General features: G+C 52.9%; 1 tRNA gene and 2 rRNA genes (1 of these 3 cut by a window edge). All 3 read right to left on the minus strand.

What is annotated here, in order from left to right:
• Positions 1–656: 656 nt before the first annotated feature.
• A tRNA-Met gene (locus tag GOW56_RS14210) sits at positions 657–733 on the minus strand.
• A gap of 118 nt (positions 734–851) precedes the next feature.
• Positions 852–966: ribosomal RNA gene (rrf, locus tag GOW56_RS14215) — 5S ribosomal RNA — on the minus strand.
• A gap of 186 nt (positions 967–1152) precedes the next feature.
• Positions 1153–2500, minus strand: a 23S ribosomal RNA gene (locus GOW56_RS14220); it runs 1480 nt beyond the window's last position.

Here is a 2500-nt window from a genome sequence, read left to right on the forward strand (position 1 = left end):
CGTTGTCCCAAGGTCTTCCTATCGGCCATCGCACTCGCAGCAACCGTCATATACTGGTTATGAATCCTGACCCTAGGCGCACTAAAGCGATAACCACATTGGCTGAGTGAGCAATTTTTTGTTGCGATGTCTTCTCGATAGTTCAATCGGTGTTCATGCGGCGAGCGGGTCGTAAATGACTTCGCCGTTTGAGCGGGTCACATTTAAAAGAAGCGAAGAGTTGTCATCCTCAGCAATATCGTCGGAAGCGCCGATCTATCCGCAGTGTCGACATGCTTGTTGTCGGCTCCAAACCAAAAAGGCAATGGAAATCGGTACGCGAGCGTCTTTAACGTTAATATCACTCAGTATGGTGTTAAATCATGGACTAAGAGCATTTATCCAAATCTAATAGATAAGATTTGGCCCTTAGGAATCGTTTTATGCGTCTTTTGCGTCTGTGAGTTTCGTTTTGCGAGGCTGTCGCGGAGAAGCCATTGATCCATTGGATCAGTTGGATTGATTTTGGTTTGAGGGTTTGTTTTGGGAATTGCGACGCAGGTTACGGGAGTAGGATTTGAACCTCTGACCTTCAGGTTGTGAGCCTGACGAGGTTTGATCGTTTAGCGAACAGTCCAGTGGACTGTTTGTAGATCGAACGGTCTGACTGTTTATATTGGTTGCGGGAGCAGGATTTGAACCTGCGACCTTCAGGTTATGAGCCTGACGAGCTACCGGGCTGCTCCATCCCGCGACAGTTTTTGTGACCTAGCGCTTACGCTACTTGAGGTCTTTGGTTGGCCTATCGCTTGCGCTATTTGAGGCCGGGTATTGTTTTTTTGATCGTTTAGAGAGATGTGGGCTTTTACTAGGTTTGGCGGTGACCTACTCTCCCGGGGCTTAAGCCCAAGTACCATTGGCGCGGCAGTGCTTAACTTCCGGGTTCGGGATGGGACCGGGTGTTTCACTTGCGCTATGACCACCAAACCGAGGAAAAGCCCACGTCGCTCTTTTTGCTTTGCAAAAAGGCGACGCGCGGGAGGCAGCGCATTCGCTTGCGAATGCGCGTTCCCGCACGGTTGTAATTATCAACCAACAGTGTCGCTTGGTGCGACACGATCATCCATTGTCAAGGTCGGTGTATGCTTTGGTCTTGTCTTTCCATTACTGGATCAAATCAAGCCTATCGGGCGATTAGTACCGGTCAACTGAACGCATTACTGCGCTTACATCTCCGGCCTATTGACGTGGTGGTCTTCCACGGCCCTCAGGGAGACCTTGTTTTGAGGGGGGCTTCCCGCTTAGATGCCTTCAGCGGTTATCCTGTCCGATCATAGCTACCCAGCACTGCCGTTGGCACGACAACTGGTCCACCAGTGGATCGTTCACCCCGGTCCTCTCGTACTAGGGGCAACTCCTCTCAAGTCTCCTACACCCACGGCAGATAGGGACCGAACTGTCTCACGACGTTCTAAACCCAGCTCACGTACCTCTTTAAACGGCGAACAGCCGTACCCTTGGGACCTGCTCCAGCCCCAGGATGAGATGAGCCGACATCGAGGTGCCAAACACTGCCGTCGATATGGACTCTTGGGCAGTATCAGCCTGTTATCCCCGGCGTACCTTTTATCCGTTGAGCGATGGCCCTTCCACTCGGGACCACCGGATCACTATGGCCGTCTTTCGACTCTGCTCGACTTGTCAGTCTCGCAGTCAGGCTGGCTTCTGCCATTGCACTCAACGAGCGATTTCCGACCGCTCTGAGCCAACCTTCGCGCGCCTCCGTTACGCTTTAGGAGGCGACCGCCCCAGTCAAACTACCCGCCACGCAGGGTCCCGGATCCGGATAACGGACCGCGGTTAGACATCAAGAGTGCGAAGGGTGGTATCTCAAGGGAGGCTCCACCGCGACTGGCGTCACGGTTTCAAAGCCTACCACCTATCCTGCACATCACAATCCTGATGCCAGTGCGAAGCTGTAGTAAAGGTGCACGGGGTCTTTCCGTCTAACCGCGGGAAGCCTGCATCTTGACAGGCAATTCAATTTCGCTGAGTCGATGTTGGAGACAGCGGGGAAGTCGTTACGCCATTCGTGCAGGTCGGAACTTACCCGACAAGGAATTTCGCTACCTTAGGACCGTTATAGTTACGGCCGCCGTTTACCTGGGCTTCAATTCAAGGCTCTCACCTCTCCTTTTAACCTTCAGGCACCGGGCAGGCGTCAGACCCTATACGTCGTCTTGCGACTTCGCAGAGCCCTGTGTTTTTAATAAACAGTCGCCACCCCCTGGTTTGTGCCCCCAGCCCCTAGTTGCCTAGGAACCGGGCCTCCTTCTCGCGAACTTACGGAGGTATTTTGCCGAGTTCCTTCAACATCGTTCTCTCAAGCGCCTTGGTATTCTCTACCAGTCCACCTGTGTCGGTTTAGGGTACGGTCTGATAGGAGGGCTATTTCCAGGAACCTCTCAGCAGCCCAATCAATCCGATAAGATTGAACTACACCTGAGATCCGTCACCACTC

Origin of the sequence: Ruegeria sp. HKCCA0235A, assembly GCF_013033235.1 — a bacterium.
Lineage (GTDB): Bacteria > Pseudomonadota > Alphaproteobacteria > Rhodobacterales > Rhodobacteraceae > Ruegeria.